Source organism: Microbacterium sp. Beta, from assembly GCF_005502545.1.
GTDB lineage: Bacteria > Actinomycetota > Actinomycetes > Actinomycetales > Microbacteriaceae > Microbacterium > Microbacterium oxydans.
Genome location: NZ_SCOG01000026.1, coordinates 17032 through 32278 on the forward strand (window position 1 = coordinate 17032; position 15247 = coordinate 32278).

Annotated in this window: 19 protein-coding genes; 11 read left to right on the forward strand and 8 right to left on the reverse strand. The window is 67.6% G+C overall.

Features of this window, described 5'->3' with window-relative positions; all coding sequences use genetic code 11:
* Positions 1-82 precede the first annotated feature (82 nt).
* From FFS56_RS20635 to FFS56_RS17680, 8 genes are all read right to left on the reverse strand, one after another.
* Positions 83-238: a hypothetical protein gene (locus tag FFS56_RS20635; RefSeq protein WP_164734088.1), complete on the reverse strand. Its 156-nt coding sequence runs from the start codon at positions 236-238 to the stop codon at positions 83-85.
* 3 nt (positions 239-241) lie between these two features.
* A complete protein-coding gene (locus tag FFS56_RS17655; protein ID WP_127012008.1) occupies positions 242-496 on the reverse strand; it encodes a hypothetical protein in 255 nt (84 codons plus the stop codon).
* Positions 493-627, reverse strand: a complete 135-nt coding sequence (locus FFS56_RS20955; RefSeq protein WP_267901556.1) for a hypothetical protein — start codon at positions 625-627, stop codon at positions 493-495. The genes FFS56_RS17655 and FFS56_RS20955 overlap by 4 nt, the downstream gene beginning before the upstream one ends.
* Before the next feature lie 25 nt (positions 628-652).
* A complete protein-coding gene (locus FFS56_RS17660; RefSeq protein WP_127012009.1) occupies positions 653-979 on the reverse strand; it encodes a hypothetical protein in 327 nt (108 codons plus the stop codon).
* Complete coding sequence (locus FFS56_RS17665) at positions 976-1230, reverse strand: hypothetical protein (RefSeq protein ID WP_127012010.1); 255 nt, start codon at positions 1228-1230, stop codon at positions 976-978. Before FFS56_RS17665 ends, FFS56_RS17660 begins: the two co-directional genes overlap by 4 nt.
* The gene (locus tag FFS56_RS17670) at positions 1227-1427 is read right to left on the reverse strand and encodes a hypothetical protein (protein ID WP_127012011.1); all 201 of its coding nucleotides are present in this window, start codon (positions 1425-1427) and stop codon (positions 1227-1229) included. Before FFS56_RS17670 ends, FFS56_RS17665 begins: the two co-directional genes overlap by 4 nt.
* Entirely contained in the window at positions 1424-2119 is a 696-nt protein-coding gene (locus FFS56_RS17675; RefSeq protein ID WP_127012012.1) for a hypothetical protein, read from the reverse strand. Before FFS56_RS17675 ends, FFS56_RS17670 begins: the two co-directional genes overlap by 4 nt.
* A gap of 944 nt (positions 2120-3063) precedes the next feature.
* Positions 3064-4110: a tyrosine-type recombinase/integrase gene (locus FFS56_RS17680; protein WP_127012013.1), complete on the reverse strand. Its 1047-nt coding sequence runs from the start codon at positions 4108-4110 to the stop codon at positions 3064-3066.
* A gap of 157 nt (positions 4111-4267) precedes the next feature.
* Here FFS56_RS17680 and FFS56_RS17685 point away from each other — a divergent pair, with 157 nt between their 5' ends.
* The 11 genes from FFS56_RS17685 to cmk all read left to right on the forward strand — a co-directional run bounded on the left by FFS56_RS17685 (position 4268) and on the right by cmk (position 15217).
* A complete protein-coding gene (locus FFS56_RS17685) occupies positions 4268-5188 on the forward strand; it encodes an NAD kinase (protein WP_046749378.1) in 921 nt (306 codons plus the stop codon).
* Positions 5189-5201: 13 nt separating this feature from the next.
* Positions 5202-6893, forward strand: coding sequence for a DNA repair protein RecN (gene recN / locus FFS56_RS17690; protein ID WP_046749377.1), 1692 nt, complete (start codon positions 5202-5204; stop codon positions 6891-6893).
* Between the two features lie 17 nt (positions 6894-6910).
* Positions 6911-8605, forward strand: a complete 1695-nt coding sequence (locus FFS56_RS17695) for a CTP synthase (RefSeq protein ID WP_127012014.1) — start codon at positions 6911-6913, stop codon at positions 8603-8605.
* A complete protein-coding gene (locus FFS56_RS17700; protein WP_046749375.1) occupies positions 8598-9179 on the forward strand; it encodes an NUDIX hydrolase in 582 nt (193 codons plus the stop codon). Before FFS56_RS17695 ends, FFS56_RS17700 begins: the two co-directional genes overlap by 8 nt.
* 2 nt (positions 9180-9181) lie before the next feature.
* Entirely contained in the window at positions 9182-10084 is a 903-nt protein-coding gene (gene xerD / locus FFS56_RS17705) for a site-specific tyrosine recombinase XerD (protein WP_127012015.1), read from the forward strand.
* Between the two features lie 176 nt (positions 10085-10260).
* Entirely contained in the window at positions 10261-11094 is an 834-nt protein-coding gene (locus FFS56_RS17710) for a ParA family protein (RefSeq protein ID WP_168441067.1), read from the forward strand.
* Positions 11078-11935 (forward strand): ScpA family protein, encoded by an 858-nt coding sequence (locus FFS56_RS17715; protein ID WP_046749373.1) that lies wholly within the window; start codon positions 11078-11080, stop codon positions 11933-11935. Before FFS56_RS17710 ends, FFS56_RS17715 begins: the two co-directional genes overlap by 17 nt.
* On the forward strand, positions 11925-12533 hold the full coding sequence (gene scpB, locus FFS56_RS17720) for an SMC-Scp complex subunit ScpB (RefSeq protein ID WP_046749372.1): 609 nt from the start codon (positions 11925-11927) through the stop codon (positions 12531-12533). The genes FFS56_RS17715 and scpB overlap by 11 nt, the downstream gene beginning before the upstream one ends.
* Positions 12530-13372, forward strand: coding sequence for a pseudouridine synthase (locus FFS56_RS17725; protein ID WP_233437396.1), 843 nt, complete (start codon positions 12530-12532; stop codon positions 13370-13372). The genes scpB and FFS56_RS17725 overlap by 4 nt, the downstream gene beginning before the upstream one ends.
* Positions 13369-14505, forward strand: a complete 1137-nt coding sequence (locus FFS56_RS17730) for a prephenate dehydrogenase (protein WP_127012016.1) — start codon at positions 13369-13371, stop codon at positions 14503-14505. The genes FFS56_RS17725 and FFS56_RS17730 overlap by 4 nt, the downstream gene beginning before the upstream one ends.
* Positions 14498-15217, forward strand: a complete 720-nt coding sequence (cmk, locus tag FFS56_RS17735; protein WP_127012017.1) for a (d)CMP kinase — start codon at positions 14498-14500, stop codon at positions 15215-15217. The genes FFS56_RS17730 and cmk overlap by 8 nt, the downstream gene beginning before the upstream one ends.
* Positions 15218-15247: the final 30 nt, after the last annotated feature.

Consider the following 15247-nt stretch of genomic DNA (forward strand, 5'->3'; position numbering starts at 1 on the left):
TCTCACTTTTCGGGGGAAGGGGCGTCTGTTGAGCCGGAGGCGGGGGTTGCTCTGATCTGGCTTAAAAAAGTCGCGTCGCGCGCTAACTGCTCGCCTCGTGCTGCTCGGCTGTCTTGCGGGCGAAGACCTCAGCGAAGTTGCGCTCGATGGCGGCACGGTCGAGGGAGTCGGGGTCGATGCCCTGCTCGATGGCCAGCTCGATGAACTTGTCTGCTGCCTGCTCCACGGTGACGCGCATGGCTCACGCCTCCCCGCTCTCGATGAGCTGGTCCAGGTCGGGTGCTGGCTCCTCCACCTCGGCGGGCTCGGGCAGGGCAGCGACCAGCTCGTCACGCTCGGTGGTGAGGTGGGCGACGGATGCGGACCACAGGGTGACGTTGGCCTCGGCCTCGTCTCGTGCGGTCTGGTAGCTGGTCAGCACCTCGGTGGAGTGGGTGATCTGCTCATCCAGTGCTTCGATGCGGGCCTCGATGGCCTGGCGTACCGCGGGGTTCATGCGCTCTGCTCCTTGGTGCTGAGCGGCACACCCATGGCCTTGGCCTGCTCAATGGCAGTGTCGGTGTACTCGCTCTCGATGGTGATGGTGGCTTCGGTGTTCGGGTCGGTGTACTGGATGCGGATGGACATGGTGTTCTCGATTCGCGATTTAGGGCTAGGCCCAGGGCAGTGGCTTGAAGGTGGTCTTGGTGCTCTTGCGGGCGTTGGTGATGGCGGCACCCATGCGCCCACCGTGGGCTCGGTTGCCGACGCACAGGCCGGACCGGCTGCGGTGTTCGGGAGCGGCGTTGTCCACGCCCTCGCCACCGTTGGGGTCGATGTGCCCAACGTCGAAGATCAGGCGGTCCTCTGCGTCCACGGGCAGCGGCTGACCGCATCGCCAGCACACGACGACGTCACCCTGTGCGTGGGCGCGTCGGGCCTGGGCTCGCACTGTGCGGGTGGTGCGGGACCATTCGGGGGAGCGGTGCTTGGTGGTCACGGCAGCTCTCCCGTGTACAGCTCGATGAAGCGGCGCTCACCCATGCGGTCGTAGTCGGCTTCGCACATGGTGTCTGCGCCCTCGACGTCGATGCCCAACGTCTCCTGCTGCCACTCGATGCATCGCTTCCCGGCGTCCTCCAGGGTGGGCGTGGTGGGTGCGCATGCGGTGAGGGCGAGGGAGAGAGCCAGCGGCATGGTGAAGGCGGCGATCCATGCGCGGCGGGTCCAGCGGGCGGGCGAGATGTTCACGGTGTACTCCGGATGGGTGTGATGACGGATGCTCGCTGGCTCACGATGAGGCGGAGCGTGGAGGCGTAGTCGGCGGGTGCGATGGAGGCCATGACGTCGTCCACCACGTCCATCAGGGCGAAGTGGCCATGGTCCTCGACCTGTGCGGTGATGGCGGTGATGATGGCGTCATCGAGGTAGCCGGACTGATCGCTCATAGCTCGATCTCCTCGAAGGTGGCGAAGCTCACGTTCGCTTCCAGCTCGCGCTGGTTCTGCGCCACCAGCTCGTGGACGTTGTCGATCCACGAGGCAGGGACGTGGTCGGGAATGGGATCGCTCATGGGGGTGATACGCACGGGCTCGGCCCCCGGTGCAGCCTCGGGGCTCATTTTCGGAAACGGGCGTCGGTGGCTGTGATCGTCCAGCGATGCGAGGAGGGCGTCTTCCTCGTCCTCGGAGAGCGGCTGTACGGCCTCCTGCGGGCCGAAGAGAGCGTCCAGCTCCGCCTCCTGCGCTGCGGCCTTCTCAGCCTTCAGGCGAGCCCGGATGCGCTTGATCGTGGCGGGGGAGCAACCCAGCTTGTCGGCCTGCTGAGCGATGCTCAGGTCCTCGACCTCGCGGAGCTGCGTGGTGGTGTACGTCGGTGGGCGCTTGCCTCGTGCGCCCTTCTTCCAGCCGCTCTTCTTGCCACCGTTGGAGGCCCACATGACGCGCTTGGCGTACTCCTCCAGGCTGTAGACATCGAGGGCGAAGATGGCCGCGTTCAGGACCGTCCGGTCGTAGTCATCGATGAAGCGGATGGCCTGGCGGTGGTGGTCGGAGATCCAGTCCTCCAGCTCGTCCAACGTCGGGAAGCGACCGGAGGTGTTGTAGACCTCGGTGATGCGCCGGAGAGCGTTGCGGCCCATCCAGCGCACGATGCGAGTGGGGTGATCCCAGTACGTCTCCGGCGAGCCTTTCGAGGTGGCCCGGCGACGGAGATGGAGCCTTGGCTCCGGGAAGGGTAGAAGCTTCATGGTCGTCCTTGGAGTGCTGCTGCGAGAGCTACCCCATCGAGATGACCCGATGCGACCAGTCCGAATGAATTCGAACGGTTCCTACCAGATGGAACCAAGCTTTGTTGCTGAATTCAGCATACGCCTATTGCGCGCAAGGTCAAGTATCCAGTGGATGTGTTCTTGTTCATCCTGCGTGGCAGGATAAGTTCATTTGAGCCAGGCATCTCCTAGTTCATTTGAGCCACCCTGCCTAGTTCATCTGAGCCACCCTCCAGCGCTGTGATTCCGGTCCTGGACGGGTAGAGTGGAGGCTGGTCCAGTCCTTGGATCATTGCCTGCCAGAGGCGAGAATGGCCCTCACTCGGATGTACTCCCGGGTGAGGGCCATTCTTCATTTTTGCGCGTTATGCGCTATTACGCCGCATACGCACTAACGTCGAATTCGGAAATGACTTCATGCATCGACTCGGCAATGGCGATGACATACTCCGGGTCCACGCGGAACGCTGCGTCCGCCTGTGCCCAGAGGTCGGAGTACCTGGTGGTGAGGTGCTTGTCCGTCAGCGGCTTCCCCGTGGCCTTGTGCTGGGCCGCTCGGTACTCGCGCTCCCTGTCTCTCAGGTAGGCGCGGCAGACGCCACAGCGGCATCCCTTGGTGTTGTAGGCCGTGGGCGGAGTCAGCCCGGTGACGGGGCAGAGCACGACGCCCGGTCGCTTGCGGAGCTGGACCCGTGCGCCCAGCTTGCGACGGCGAGCGTCGGACCTTGCGGAGTTGTACGCCTTGCACGTGAAGCAGCGGCAACCCTCGTTGTAGGCCGTGGAGCACGCCCTCCCGGTCTCCCGGCATCGATCAGTCACGACGTCCGCCGCTTCTTCATCGCGCTCAGCGCCGTGACGTCCAGGTCCAGCTCCACGCCCTGGTACGCCAAGGCCGACCGGTAGTCGGAGTGACCGCCGCGAGCCATCGCCTTGACCATGTCGCCCGTCGCTCGCCGGTACCCGTCGAGGTCGTTGCGGCGGAGGGCCTGAGGCACGATGTCCGGGACGCCCGCCTTCTCGCGAGCCATGGACCACAGGTCGTACGCGCGCCCGTGCATGAGCCTCTGACCTGTCGAGGGGTTCACGAAGACCGGGGTTGCACCGATGGACGGCTGAGCCTTCCTGAGGGCTCGCAGGGCCTCTACGGCGTCGTCTGTGAGGCGAACCTGGCGACGTGCCCGCTTGGTCTTCAGATCGGTCTTGATCTTGCCCTTGTAGAGCTGCTGGCGAACCTCGACCACGCCACGCTCCAAGTCCACGGCATCCCAGTCCAGACCCAGCGCCTCCGAGATCCGGAGCGCTCCACCCCACTGGACCAAGTAGAAGACGCGGGCGAACTCGGGCAGCTCATCCAGCACGTTCCAGATCTCCTCAGCGGTGAAGACCCGCTTCACCTCGGTGACGAAGGCGGTCGCACCCTTCACCCTCGGCTTCACCCGGATGATGCCGTCCTGGAGTGCATGCTCCATCACCATGGAGAGGGCCATGTAGGCGGACCGGCGAGCGCTGGTCCGGGGGAGTCCGTTGAACCAGATTTTGATCGTGGTGTGTCGGATGTCCACGACGCGCATGGACCCGAACGTCGGCATCAGCCACTTCCGGATGTAGCGCTCCTCGTTCGTGAGAGTGCCCTCCGATGCTTCGCCCTCTCGGGCTCGGATGACCACCTCGGCGTACTCCGCGAACGTGATCGAGGTGTCCACCGTGCCGCCCTCGGTCTCCTCATGCCAGGCGATCTGCGCCTCCTGCGCCTCCCTCTTGGTCTTGTAGGTGACGCCGGGCGTCGGGTTGATCCGCCGCCCGTTCGCGTCCTTCACTCGTGCCTGCCAACGTCCCGATGTCAGCTTCCTCGGCTGTTCCATGTGATGTACTCCCTTCACGTGTTGTACGCCTGAGCGACCAGGAATGGGCACGCTCGGGCACGGAAGTCGAGAGACCCGCGTGATTCCGCGGATGACCGGAGTCGCCCACAAATCCGACAGAATGGCTGGACACCATCAACCGACTGGCAGGAGGACGATGAACGAGCGCTGCATCCTGGTCGTCGCTCACGCGGGCCGTGTCGACACCGTCGAGGCCGCCCGTCGGGTGATCGACGCTCTTCGAGAGGCCGGAGCGCGACCCGTTCTGGCCGTCGACGATCACGAGGACCTCGCGGCCGTCGACCCGTTCTTCGTCGACACCGACGTGCTCGGGCGTTCCGTCGACCCGGCCGACCTCGAGCTGGCGATCGTGCTGGGCGGGGACGGGACGATCCTGCGTGCCGCGGAACTGGTGCGGGACAGCGGCGCACCCGTGCTCGGCATCAACATGGGGCACGTGGGCTTCCTCGCGGAGATCGACCGCGATGACATGGACAAAGCGGTGCGCCGTGTGATCGATCGCGACTACGAGGTCGAAGAACGGCTCGCGCTGTCGGTGCGGGTGAAAGATGTCGATGGCACGGTCGTCTACGAGACCTGGGCGCTCAACGAGGCGACGGTCGAGAAGGCCAGCCGTGAGCGGATGATCGAGATCGTGCTGGAGATCGATGGACGCCCCCTGTCGAGCTTCGGCTGCGATGGCATGGTCGTGTCCACTCCGACCGGATCGACCGCCTACAACTTCTCGGCGGGAGGCCCCGTGATCTGGCCCAGTGTGGAAGCGATCGCCGTGGTGCCGCTGTCTGCGCACGCGCTGTTCGCCAAGCCGTTGGTGGTCAGCCCGGACGCGTCGGTCGCGATCGAGATGCTCGAGCGCACGGACGGCTCCGGCATCCTGTGGTGCGACGGACGCCGTTCGCACGAACTGCCGCCGGGCGCTCGTGTGGTGGTGCGTCGTTCTTCACGTCCCGTGCGGCTCGCGCGCCTGCACCCCACGGCCTTCACGGACCGTCTCGTGCGCAAGTTCCAGCTGCCCGTCGCCGGGTGGCGTGGCCAGGCGACGGAAGCGACGTCGTGAGCGAGAGGTCGTCATGATCGAGGAGATGCGGATGCAGGGGCTCGGCGTCATCGCCGATGCCGTTCTGCCGCTGGGCCCCGGCTTCACCGCAGTCACGGGTGAGACCGGTGCGGGCAAGACCATGGTCGTCACCGGACTCGGGCTGCTCCTCGGCCAGCGCGCCGATTCCGGGGCGGTGCGCGCCGGTGCGTCGCAGGCATCGGTCGCCGGCGTGTGGATCGTCCCCGAACAGGGCAGCGTCGCAGAGATCGTCGCCGACGCCGGCGGAGAGCTGGAGCCCGCGGGTGGCGGCAGCGCCGAACTCTACGTGTCGCGCACGCTGAGCGCGGAAGGGCGCTCCCGCGCGAGTGTGGGTGGCCGCGCCGCTCCGGCGGGAGTACTCTCTTCGCTCGCGGAAGAGCTTGTCGTGGTCCACGGCCAGTCCGAGCAGCTGCGGCTGCGATCAGCGACCGCCCAGCGCGATGCGCTCGATCGTTTCGGTGGTGCTCCGATCGCGGAAGCCGTGAACACCTATGCGGCCGCTTTCGCTCGTTGGCGTGCGCTCGACGCCGAGATCTCGGAGATCACCGAGAACCGGGATCGGCGGGCCGAGGAAGCCACGCGACTGCGGGAGGCCATCGCACTGATCGAGGCGACCGCGCCGGAGCCGGGGGAGGACCAGGAGCTCACCGAGCGCTCCGAGCGTCTCGCCAACGCCGAGGAGCTGCGTCTCGCAGCATCTCTCGCCCACGCCGCGCTGTCGAGCGAAGACGGTGAGCCCGATGCCGCGGCGCTCGTCGCGGAGGCACGTCGCGTGCTCGAACGAGCCTCTGATGCCAAGTTGACCGAGATCGGGGAGAACCTCGCCGACATCGGCTACCGGATCGCCGACACGGCGGGGCTCCTCTCCGCCTATCTCGCCGACCTCGACGAGACCGGTCCGCATGAGCTCGCGGCGGTCGAAGAGCGGCGTGCGGCGCTCGGGACCCTGATCCGTGCCCACGGCTCGCTCGATGAGGCTCTGACTCTCTGGCAGACCGGATCCGCGCGGCTGGCCGAGCTCGACGACGACGGTGACCGCATCGAAAGGCTGATCGCCGAGCGCGATGCGGCCAGGGTCGAGCTCGACGCGCACGCCGATGCACTGACTGCGGTGCGCACCGAGGCGGCTTCTCGTCTGGGGGCCGCTGTGACGGAGGAGCTCCACGCTCTCGCCATGCCGGACGCCCGCCTCGAAGTCGCGGTCTCCGAGGGCACCGAGAGCGCCCACGGCCGAGACGATGTCGCGATCCTCCTCGCGCCCCACCCCGGCGCCGAGCCGCGATCGGTCTCGAAGGGAGCCTCTGGCGGCGAGCTCTCCCGTGTGATGCTGGCCATCGAGGTCGTGATCGCCGCGACCGACCCGGTTCCGACGTTCGTGTTCGACGAGGTCGACGCGGGCATCGGTGGCGCTGCGGCCATCGAGGTCGGACGCCGACTCGCCCGACTCGCCGAGAAGTCGCAGGTCATCGCGGTCACACATCTCGCGCAGGTCGCAGCTTTCGCCAACAACCACCTGTCGGTCGTGAAGGCCAATGACGGCGCGGTCACGGCCTCCAGCGTGCGGCGTCTGGAGGGGGAGGAGCGCGAAGCCGAGATGGCACGTCTGCTGTCGGGGCTCACCGATTCCGACGCCGCTCTGACCCACGCGCGTGAACTTCTCAGCCTCCGAGTGCCCACCGCCTGATAGGATCGAAGCCCGTGATGAACTCTTCTTCTGCGGGACCCAAGAACGACACGACCAAGCACATCTTCGTGACTGGTGGTGTCGTTTCGTCTTTGGGCAAGGGACTGACGGCGGCCAGCCTCGGAAACCTCCTCACGGCCCGCGGCCTGCGCGTCGTGATGCAGAAGCTCGACCCGTACCTGAACGTCGATCCGGGCACGATGAACCCGTTCCAGCACGGCGAGGTGTTCGTGACGGACGACGGCGCCGAGACCGATCTCGACATCGGCCACTACGAGCGCTTCCTCGACATCAACCTGTCGGAGGCGGCCAACGTCACCACTGGCCAGATCTACTCGCAGGTGATCGCCCGCGAGCGTCGCGGCGAGTACCTCGGCGACACGGTGCAGGTCATTCCGCACATCACGGACGAGATCAAGCGCCGGATGCGCCTGCAGGCGTCGGAAGACCCGCGTCCCGACGTGATCATCACCGAGGTCGGCGGCACCGTCGGCGACATCGAGTCGCAGCCGTTCCTCGAGTCCGCGCGCCAGCTGCGTCACGAGCTCGGCCGCGACAGCGTGTTCTTCGTGCACGTGTCGCTCGTGCCCTTCATGGGCGCCTCGGGGGAGCAGAAGACCAAGCCGACGCAGCATTCCGTGGCGGCCCTGCGCCAGGTCGGCATCCAGCCGGACGCCCTGGTGCTCCGCAGCGACCGCCCGGTCAGCGCGAGCAACCGCAACAAGATCGCGCTGATGTGCGACGTCGATGTCGAGGGCGTCATCAACACCGTCGACCTGCCGAGCATCTACGACATCCCCTCGACGCTGAACGAGCAGGGACTCGACTCGTACATCGTGCGCCGCCTCGGCCTCGACCAGAAGGTGGCCGACGTCGACTGGACACGCTGGAACAAGGTGCTGCACGCGGTGCACAACCCCAAGCACGAGGTGACGATCGGCCTGGTGGGCAAGTACATCGACCTCCCCGATGCCTATCTCTCGGTGACCGAGGCTCTCAAGGCCGGAGGCTTCGCACAGGAGACCAAGGTCAACATCCGCTGGATCCCCTCCGACCTCTGCGAGACCCCGGAGGGCGCCAGGGAGCAGCTGGCCCAGCTCGACGGCATCTGCGTGCCGGGAGGCTTCGGCATCCGCGGCATCGAGGGCAAGCTCGGCGCGCTGAAGTTCGCGCGTGAGCAGGGCATCCCGACGCTCGGCCTGTGCCTCGGCCTGCAGTGCATGGTCATCGAGTACGCACGCGACGTCGCCGGCATCGAAGGCGCGTCCTCGAGCGAGTTCGACCCGGAGACGGCGGAGCCCGTCATCGCCACTATGGCCGAGCAGGTCGACATCCTCGACGGAGGCGACCTCGGGGGCACCATGCGCCTCGGTCTGTACCAGGCCGCCCTCGCCGAAGGATCGCTCGCCCGTGAACTGTACGGTGCGCCCGAAGCCTCCGAGCGCCACCGTCACCGCTACGAGGTGAACAACGCCTACCGTGACCGTCTCTCGGAGGCCGGACTGGTGTTCTCCGGTCTCAACCCGGAGCTCGACCTCGTCGAGTACGTCGAGCTTCCCCGCGACGTGCACCCGTACTACATCGCCACTCAGGCGCACCCCGAGCTGCGCTCGCGTCCGACCGCTCCGCACCCGCTGTTCCGCGGACTGGTCGGCGCAGCGATCGAGCGGAACCGCGCGAGCGAGCTGTTCGACGTCAGCGCGGATGACTGAGTCGCCGCAGGACCTCCGCGACGAGCCGTTCGAACCGGAGGTCCTTCACAGCGACCTCGTATACCGCGGCAGGGTCTGGGACGTCCGCTCCGACCGTGTGCGCTACGGAGACGGTGAGATCGTCCGACAGTACGTCGATCACACCGGCGCGGTGGCGATCGTCGCCCTGGACGATGAGGGGCGCGTCCTGCTGATCCAGCAGTACCGTCACCCGATTCGGCATCGGGATTGGGAGCTCCCTGCAGGACTGCTGGATGTGGAGGGGGAGGAGCCTCTTGCCGCAGCCCGGCGGGAGCTCGCCGAAGAGGCCGACCTCGTTGCCGAGCGCTGGGAACCCCTGGTCTCCTCCTGGACGACTCCGGGCGGGAACGACGAGATCATCCACGTGTTCCTCGCGACCGGGGTCTCCTCGGCTGACGCGGCACACGACCGGGAGGACGAGGAGGCGGACATCCGGGTTGCGTGGGTGCCGCTTTCGGACGCCGTCTCGGCGGTGCTCGAGGGGCGGATGCGCAACGGCATCCTCGCCATCGGGGTGCTCGCGGCATCGCAGAGGCTGCGCGACCGGGACTGACGATGCAGCTCGAGCGCGCCCTGGACGCCTACCTGCGTCATGTCACGGTCGAGCGGGGCCTGAGTGCCCACACGGTCGCGGCGTACCGGCGTGACCTCGGTGTCTATCAGGAGTGGTTGGTCGCAGAAGGGATCGCCGACACGGCTGAAGTGACCCCTGCCGTGATCGACCGGTTCATCGCGGAGCGGGCATCTGCCCAGCCGCCGCCCGCCTCGACGAGCCTCGCGCGCCTGCAGTCGTCGGTCCGGGGCTGGCACCGTTTCCTGGCACGCGAGGGCATCGAGGCTGACGACCCCAGCGTCCGGCTCCGCCCGCCCAAGGCGCCGCGACGGCTCCCCAAAGCCCTGACCATCGAGCAGGTCGAGCGCCTTCTCGCCGCGCCATCGCCCGAGGACCCGCTCGGCATCCGCGATCGCGCGCTGCTCGAACTCCTGTATGCGACCGGAGCCCGGGTGTCGGAGGCCATCGACCTCGACGTGGACGACCTGGCACACGGCGACGTGCTGCGACTGCGGGGGAAGGGGGCCAAGGAGCGCATCGTTCCGGTGGGCTCCTACGCGCGCGCCGCCGTGGACGCGTACCTGACGCGCGTGCGTCCGGGACTGGCGGCCAAGGGACGTGCCTCTGCCCGACTGTTCCTCGGCGCTCGGGGCGCCCCGCTCTCACGCCAGAGCGCCTGGCTCGTCATCCGCGCTGCCGCCGAGAGAGCGGAGATCACGGTCGACGTCTCCCCGCACACCCTGCGGCACTCGTTCGCGACGCATCTCCTGCAGGGTGGGGCGGATGTGCGCGTGGTCCAGGAGCTCCTCGGGCATTCGTCGGTCGCGACGACGCAGATCTACACCCACGTCTCCGTCGACGCGCTCCGCGACATCTACGCGACGTCGCACCCGCGCGCCCGATGAGGGGTGCCGCACCGGCCCGATCGCTCTGCCGCGCGCCGATCCGCTCTGCCGCGTGCCGAGGCGGCCGGAGAACCGCATGGCCGGTACAATCGACCAAGCACGACGGAGCAGGAGAACGGGTGGCTGAGAAAGTGGCGAAGTCCAGGGCGAAGGCGCAGAAGGCCGACGAGACCCCCATGGGACCCACCGGCCGCCCGTATCACGGCTTCCCGATCCCCGAGCCGCTGAAGTCTCACGGCCCTGCACGCATCATCGCGCTGTGCAACCAGAAGGGCGGCGTCGGAAAGACGACCACGTCGATCAACCTCGCCGCGTCGCTGGCCGAATACGGCCGGAAGGTGCTGGCGGTCGACTTCGATCCCCAGGGTGCGCTCTCTGCGGGCCTCGGTATCCCCACCCACGACGTGCCGACGATCTACGACCTGCTGTTGGACACCAAGCGCGACGCCCACGATGCGATCGTGCACTCGAGCGTCGAGGGCCTCGATGTCATGCCGGCGAACATCGATCTCTCCGCTGCCGAGGTGCACCTCGTCAACGAGGTCGCGCGAGAGACGATCCTCGCCCGCGTCCTGCGCCAGGTGGCGGGGGAGTACGACGTCATCCTGATCGACTGCCAGCCTTCGCTCGGCATCCTCACCGTGAACGCGCTGACGGCGGCCCACGGCGTGATCATCCCGCTCGAGTGCGAGTTCTTCGCCCTGCGCGGGGTCGCGCTGCTGATCGAGACGATCGACAAGGTCCGCGACCGGCTCAACCCTTCGATCACGATGGACGGCCTGCTGGCGACGATGTACGACCCGCGCACGTTGCACTCCCGTGAGGTGCTCGAGCGTGTGGTCGAGGCATTCGGCGACGATGTGCTGGAAACCGTGATCGGTCGCACCGTGAAGTTCCCTGACGCCTCCGTGTCGGGCGTGCCGATCACCGAGTTCGCCCCCGAGCACGCCGCCGCTCAGGCGTATCTGCGGCTGGCGCGGGAGCTGGTCGCCCGTGGCGCCGTCGCCTGACGAAGCACCCGTCGACCCGTCGCTCCAGGAGAGCGCAGACGAAGGAGCCTCCGCCGAGGCCAGCGGCTTCACGGTCTCGCTGTCGAACTTCGACGGCCCCTTCGACCTGTTGCTGAACCTCATCTCGAAGCACGAGATGGACATCACCGAGGTGTCGCTGAGCGCGGTCACCAACGAGTTCATCGCGTACCTCGGCCAACTCGACGACGACGAGGACCTCGATCAGGCGTCCGAGTTCCTGGTCGTGGCCGCGACCCTGCTCGACATGAAGGTCGCCGGTCTTCTCCCTCAGGGCGAGCTGGTCGACGCCGAGGCGGTGGCTCTGCTCGAGGCGCGCGACCTGTTGTTCGCACGCCTGCTGCAGTATCGGGCCTTCAAGGAGGTCTCGACCTGGTTCGCCCGCTGTCTGCAGCGCGAAGACCGTCGTCACGTGCGCGCTGTCCGTCTGGAGGAGAAGCACCGACGTCAGACGCCGGAGCTCGTGTGGTCCTTGAGCGTCGACGACTTCGCCGCTCTCGCCCTCCTGGCCTTCGCCCCGAAGGAGATCCCGCACGTCGGGCTCGATCACCTGCACGCGCCCCTGGTCAGCATCCGCGAACAGGCGGCGATCGTGGTGACGCTGCTGCGCGGCACCGAGTCGGTGAGTTTCCGCGAACTCGTGGCCGGCGTGACCGAGCCGGGCATCGTCGTGGCACGGTTCATCTCCGTGCTGGAGCTCTACCGGCACGCGGCGCTGTCGTTCGAACAACTGGAACCGCTCGGCGAGCTGACGCTGCGCTGGGCAGCCGACTCCTGGTCGGATGAGACGCTGGCGACCCTGGGGGCCGACTATGACCGATGACGTGACGGACGAGACGAACGCCGACCTGGCCGGTGCTGAGGAGATTCCTCTGACCGAGCGGATCGAGGCGATCCTCTTCATCGTGGATGAGCCGATCGGTCTCGTCGCCCTGGCCGCCGCGGTCGGCTCGCCGGTCCCGGCCGTGCGCCAGACCCTGGAGATGCTGGTCGAGGACTACGACGGGCGCGGGAAGGGGCCGCGACGCGGCTTCGAGCTTCGGGAGGTCGGCGGCGGGTGGCGTCTCTACGTCAGGGAAGAGCTCGACGACGTGGTGGCGGCATTCATCGGCGGTCAGGCTCCTGCACGTCTCTCGCAGGCCGCCCTGGAGACCCTGGCCGTCATCGCCTACAAGCAGCCGGTCACGCGCAGCCAGGTCGCCTCCATCCGCGCGGTGAACGTGGACTCCGTCGTCCGCACGCTCGTCGCTCGCGGACTGATCACCGAATTGTTCGCAGACTCCGAGACCGGTGCGATCAACTATGGAACCACCGACGCGCTCCTCCAGCATCTGGGCATCAACTCCCTCGACGAGCTGCCCCCGATCTCCCCGCTGCTCGACGATGGTGCAGACGGATTCGACGAAGGGACCATCCGATGACCGGCCACGACGCCTCGAACGCAGCCTCGAACGCAGCCTCGAACGCAGCCTCGAACGATTCCGGGGCTGCACCCGAAGGCGTGCGCCTGCAGAAGGTGCTCGCCGCTGCAGGAGTCGCTTCACGCCGCGTGGTCGAGCAGTACATCACCGAAGGCCGCATCCGCGTCAACGGCATCGTGGTCTCCGAACTCGGGAGACGGATCGACCCGGAGAACGACCTCGTCGACGTTGACGGCACCGCCGTGCAGCTCGACGTCTCGAAGCGCTACGTCATGCTCAACAAGCCCACCGGTGTCGTGAGCAGCATGAAGGACGAGAATGGCCGCCCCGATCTGCGCCGGTTCACCGCCGACTACGAGGAGCGGCTGTACAACGTCGGACGGCTGGATGCCGAGACGAGCGGTCTGCTCATCCTGACCAACGACGGCGCGCTCGCTCATGTGCTGGCGCACCCGTCGTTCGGCGTGACCAAGGTGTACATCGCGAAGGTCGAGGGAACGGTGCTGCCACAGACGATCTCGAAGCTCACCAAGGGCATCGAACTGGAGGACGGACCGATCGCCGCCGACAAGGCGCGGCTTCTGGACACCTCACGAGGGTCGAGCCTGGTGGAGTTGACACTGCACTCCGGTCGCAACCGCATCGTCCGTCGGATGCTCGCGGCCGTCGGCCACCCGGTCACGGAACTGGTCCGCCGACAGTTCGGTCCGCTCCACCTGGGAACCCTCCCGGCCGGAAAGACGCGGGAACTGAGTAAAATCGAACTCGGCGCGCTTTTGACCATGTCGCGCCGTGATTCCGGTGTCGCCGAGGCGCCAGGCGAGCAGGAGAGCGAATGACCGATACGACGAGTGCGCCCGCGGTGCGGAGAGCGGGCTTCGTCGCGCCGCGTCTCTCCGGGACCGTCCGCATCGTCGGCGCGGGCCTCCTCGGCGCGAGCATCGGTCATGCCCTCCGTGCGAAGGGCGTCGACGTGGTGCTGTCCGACGCCTCGCCGGCCCAACTGCGCCTCGCGGTCGACTACGGCGCCGGCCGGATCGCGGCGGAGGACGACGCCCCCTCTCTCGTGGTGGTCGCCGTTCCGCCCGATGTCACGGCAGACGTGATCCAGGCCGAGCTCGAGCGGTTCCCGCAGGCGGTGGTCACCGATGTCGCCAGTGTGAAGCTCGAGCCGTTCCGCACTCTTCAGACGCGCGGCGCGGACCTCACCCGCTACATCGGCTCGCATCCCCTCGCCGGCCGTGAGCGCGGTGGGGCGATCTCCGCCCGCGCTGATCTTTTCATCGGTCGCCCCTGGGTCGTGTGCCGAGACGCGGAGACGAGAGCTTCCGATCTCGCGCTCGTCGAGGCCCTCGCCCTCGATGTGGGAGCGACGCCGCTCGAGATGACCCCGGAGGAGCACGACCGTTCTGTCGCGCTGATCTCGCATGTGCCGCAGGTGGTGGCGAGTCTGCTCGCCGGTCGCCTCGCAGAGGCCGAGGAAGGGGCGCTCCGTCTCGCGGGCCAGGGCGTCCGCGACACGACGCGCATCGCTGCGTCGGCACCGGAACTCTGGGTGCAGATCCTCGGGGCGAACGCCGAACCGGTGGTCGAGATCCTCGATGCCCTCGCTTCCGACCTCGGTGAGATCTCCGACGCCCTGCGCGATCCGGCCGCCCCCGGCGCCCGCCGCACGGTAGCCGAGACCATCCGCCAGGGCAACGACGGGGTCGAGCGTCTTCCCGGCAAGCATGGACAGAACCAGCGCTTCGACACCCTCGTCGTCATGATCGACGACACCGCCGGACAGCTCGGGCGGCTCTTCGGCGAGCTGGGTGAACTCGGAGTCAACGTCGAGGACCTGCGCCTCGAGCACTCGCCGGGAGCGCAGTTTGGCCTCGCCGAGATCAGCGTCGACCCGGCGGCTCTGCACGGCGCGATCACCGGGCTCCAGGAACGCGGCTGGCGTATCGCGGGGAGCACCAATGACTGACATCTCATTCTCCGCCGCGGAGGCGCACGTGACCGACGCACACAAGTTCATCGCGATCGACGGCCCCGCCGGCTCCGGCAAGTCCAGCGTTTCCAAGGCTGTGGCGCGCAGGCTCGGCTTCGGGTACCTCGACACCGGGTCCGCCTACCGTGCGCTCGCCTGGTACGTGCTCGACCGCGGGGCCGACACGGACGACTCGGCAGCGGTCATTGCTGCCGCGCAGGACTTCCCCGTGCGGCTGGGTCTCGACCCCGACGACCGCACGGTGCTCGTCGGAGACGTGGAGGTCACCGAGGCCATCCGCGACCCGCGAGTCTCCGGAGCGGTGAGCGGCGTGGCGCGCGTGCCCGAGGTGCGAGCACAGGTCAACGAGCTCTTCCGCCGGCTGGTAGCCGAGTCGTCGTACCCCGCCGTCGTGGTGGAGGGACGTGACATCACGACCGTGGTGGCACCGGACGCCCCTGTACGGATCCTTCTCACCGCAGCCCCCGAAGTGCGGGCTGCGCGACGTGCCGGTGAACTCGCCGGCGAGAATGCGGCTGCTGTCGCCGCGGCATTGCACAAGCGCGATGCCTCAGACAGTGCCGTCGTCGACTTCCTGAACGCTGCAGAAGGCGTCGAGGTCGTCGATTCGACGGAGCTCGATTTCCCCCAGACCATCGACGCCGTCCTCACGGTGATCGAACGAATCCAAGGAGCACCCCGTGGCTGACGACGAATACGAAGGCGGCCCCGACCAGCT

Excerpts from the sequence above, each read along its gene's own strand:
- FFS56_RS17675 (WP_127012012.1), bottom strand. The coding sequence starts at position 2,119 with ATGGGCCGCAACGCTCTCCGGCGCATCACCGAGGTCTACAACACCTCC.
- recN (WP_046749377.1), top strand. The coding sequence starts at position 5,202 with ATGATCGAGGAGATGCGGATGCAGGGGCTCGGCGTCATCGCCGATGCC.
- FFS56_RS17680 (WP_127012013.1), bottom strand. The coding sequence starts at position 4,110 with ATGGAACAGCCGAGGAAGCTGACATCGGGACGTTGGCAGGCACGAGTG.
- FFS56_RS20635 (WP_164734088.1), bottom strand. The coding sequence starts at position 238 with ATGCGCGTCACCGTGGAGCAGGCAGCAGACAAGTTCATCGAGCTGGCC.
- cmk (WP_127012017.1), top strand. The coding sequence starts at position 14,498 with ATGACTGACATCTCATTCTCCGCCGCGGAGGCGCACGTGACCGACGCA.
- xerD (WP_127012015.1), top strand. The coding sequence starts at position 9,182 with ATGCAGCTCGAGCGCGCCCTGGACGCCTACCTGCGTCATGTCACGGTC.
- FFS56_RS17670 (WP_127012011.1), bottom strand. The coding sequence starts at position 1,427 with ATGAGCGATCAGTCCGGCTACCTCGATGACGCCATCATCACCGCCATC.
- scpB (WP_046749372.1), top strand. The coding sequence starts at position 11,925 with ATGACCGATGACGTGACGGACGAGACGAACGCCGACCTGGCCGGTGCT.
- FFS56_RS17725 (WP_233437396.1), top strand. The coding sequence starts at position 12,530 with ATGACCGGCCACGACGCCTCGAACGCAGCCTCGAACGCAGCCTCGAAC.
- FFS56_RS17695 (WP_127012014.1), top strand. The coding sequence starts at position 6,911 with ATGAACTCTTCTTCTGCGGGACCCAAGAACGACACGACCAAGCACATC.
- FFS56_RS20955 (WP_267901556.1), bottom strand. The coding sequence starts at position 627 with ATGTCCATCCGCATCCAGTACACCGACCCGAACACCGAAGCCACCATC.
- FFS56_RS17710 (WP_168441067.1), top strand. The coding sequence starts at position 10,261 with ATGGGACCCACCGGCCGCCCGTATCACGGCTTCCCGATCCCCGAGCCG.
- FFS56_RS17700 (WP_046749375.1), top strand. The coding sequence starts at position 8,598 with ATGACTGAGTCGCCGCAGGACCTCCGCGACGAGCCGTTCGAACCGGAG.
- FFS56_RS17730 (WP_127012016.1), top strand. The coding sequence starts at position 13,369 with ATGACCGATACGACGAGTGCGCCCGCGGTGCGGAGAGCGGGCTTCGTC.
- FFS56_RS17655 (WP_127012008.1), bottom strand. The coding sequence starts at position 496 with ATGAACCCCGCGGTACGCCAGGCCATCGAGGCCCGCATCGAAGCACTG.
- FFS56_RS17685 (WP_046749378.1), top strand. The coding sequence starts at position 4,268 with ATGAACGAGCGCTGCATCCTGGTCGTCGCTCACGCGGGCCGTGTCGAC.